At 66.2% G+C, this 2,116-nt stretch carries 2 protein-coding genes; one reads left to right on the top strand and one right to left on the bottom strand.

What is annotated here, in order from left to right; genetic code table 11:
- Positions 1-1,508: glutamate synthase-related protein (locus tag V7Q39_RS20525; RefSeq protein WP_333818466.1), on the top strand; the 1,508-nt coding region annotated here is incomplete at its 5' end.
- A 75-nt stretch (positions 1,509-1,583) separates the two neighbouring features.
- On the opposite strand, the gene V7Q39_RS20530 is transcribed toward V7Q39_RS20525, so the two are convergent.
- On the bottom strand, positions 1,584-2,116 hold a 533-nt coding region (locus V7Q39_RS20530; RefSeq protein WP_333818467.1), incomplete at its 5' end, for an aldo/keto reductase.

Here is a 2,116-nt window from a genome sequence, read left to right on the forward strand (position 1 = left end):
TGGCGCAGCTGATCTATGACCTGAAGCAGATCAACCCGCGCGCCAAGGTGACGGTGAAGCTGGTGTCGTCCTCGGGCGTGGGCACCATCGCGGCGGGGGTGGCGAAGGCCAAGGCCGATGTGATCCTGATCTCGGGCCACAACGGCGGCACCGGGGCATCTCCGGCGACCAGCATCAAGTATGCGGGCCTGCCGTGGGAGATGGGCCTGACCGAGGCGCATCAGGTGCTGGCGATGAACAACCTGCGCGAGCGGGTGACGCTGCGCACCGACGGCGGGCTGCGCACCGGGCGCGATATCGTCATGGCGGCGATGATGGGGGCCGAGGAATACGGCATCGGCACCGCCGCGCTGATCGCCATGGGCTGCATCATGGTGCGGCAGTGCCAGTCGAACACCTGCCCGGTGGGCGTCTGCACCCAGGACGAACGGCTGCGGGCGAAGTTCACCGGATCGGCGGACAAGGTAGTGAACCTGATCACCTTCTACGCGCAGGAGGTGCGGGAAATCCTGGCCCAGATCGGCGCACGGTCGCTGGACGAGATCATCGGCCGGGCGGACCTCTTGACGCAGGTCAGCCGTGGGGCGGCGAACCTGGACGACCTCGACCTCAACCCGCTTCTGATCGCTGTCGATGGCTCGCGCTCGATCACCTATGACCGGACCAAGCCGCGCAATGCCGTGCCGGACACGCTGGACGCCGAGATCATCAAGGACGGGCACCGGTTCTTCGAGGACGGCGAGAAGATGCAGCTTTCCTATGCGGTGCGGAACACGCTGCGCACCATCGGGACGCGGGCTTCCAGTCATATCGTGAAGAAATTCGGGATGCGGAACGCCTTGCAGCCCGACCATCTGACGGTGAAGCTGACCGGCTCCTGCGGGCAGTCGCTGGGCGCGTTCTCGGTCCGGGGCCTCAAGCTGGAAGTGCAGGGCGATGCCAACGACTATGTCGGCAAGGGGTTGTCGGGCGGGACGATCACCGTGCGGCCGCTGATGTCATCGCCCTTGAAGGCGGAGGAGAACACGATCATCGGCAATACCGTGCTGTATGGGGCGACGGACGGGTTCCTGTTCGCCTCTGGCCGGGCCGGAGAGCGGTTCGGGGTGCGGAACTCCGGCGCCTCGGTGGTGGTCGAGGGCTGCGGGTCCAACGGTTGCGAATACATGACCGGCGGGGCGGCGGTGATCCTTGGCCGGATCGGCGCGAACTTCGGCGCGGGGATGACCGGGGGCATGGCCTATGTCTACGACCCCGAGGGCGTGGCCGAGGACATGATGAACCTCGAGACGATCATGACCTGCGCCGTGGGCCACCCGCATTGGGAGATGCAGCTGAAAGGCCTGATCACCCGGCACCATGAGGAAACCGGCAGCCGTATGGCCGAACGCATTCTCGCGAACTGGGACCGCGAGCGGCTGAACTTCCTGCAGGTCTGCCCGAAGGAGATGGTGGACCGCCTGCCCTATCCGCTGTCCGACGAGGTGGCGAAGGTTCCGGCGGAATGAAAGAGCGCCCCGGACCTGATCCGGGGCCTCTTTCGACCCATGAGGCCCCGGCTCAAGGCCGGGTCGGGGTTTCCGTCAATCTTCCGACGACCGCGCCCAGAGATTGATGTCCTTCTCCTCGGAAATGGCGTCGATGGCGGCAAGTTCCTCGGCGGTGAAGTCCAGATTCCGCAAGGCGCCGACGCAGTCCACCACCTGTTCGGGTTTCGACGCCCCGATCAGCGCCGAGGTGATGCCGCCGTTCCGCAGCACCCAGGCCAGAGCCATCTGCGCCAGGGTCTGCCCCCGCGCGGCGGCCATGTCGTTCAGTTTCCTGACCGACCCCAGCGCCTTTTCCACCACCGACGGATGCAGCGACTTGTCCTGCGCCGCCCGGCTGCCTGCGGGGATGCCGTTCAGGTATTTGTTGGTCAGGATGCCCTGCGCCAGCGGCACGAAGGCGATGGACCCGACGCCAAGCTCGGCCAGCGTGTCCTTCAGCCCGTCCGTCTCTACCCAGCGGTTCAGGATGTTGTAGCTGGGCTGGTGGATCAGCAGGGGCGTCCCGAGGTCTTTCAGGATCGCCACCGCCTCGCGCGTGCGCTGGCTGTTGTAGCTGGAGATGCCGA

The sequence above is a fragment of the Tabrizicola sp. genome, assembly GCF_036781545.1.
In the GTDB taxonomy this organism is placed as follows: Bacteria; Pseudomonadota; Alphaproteobacteria; order Rhodobacterales; family Rhodobacteraceae; genus Tabrizicola.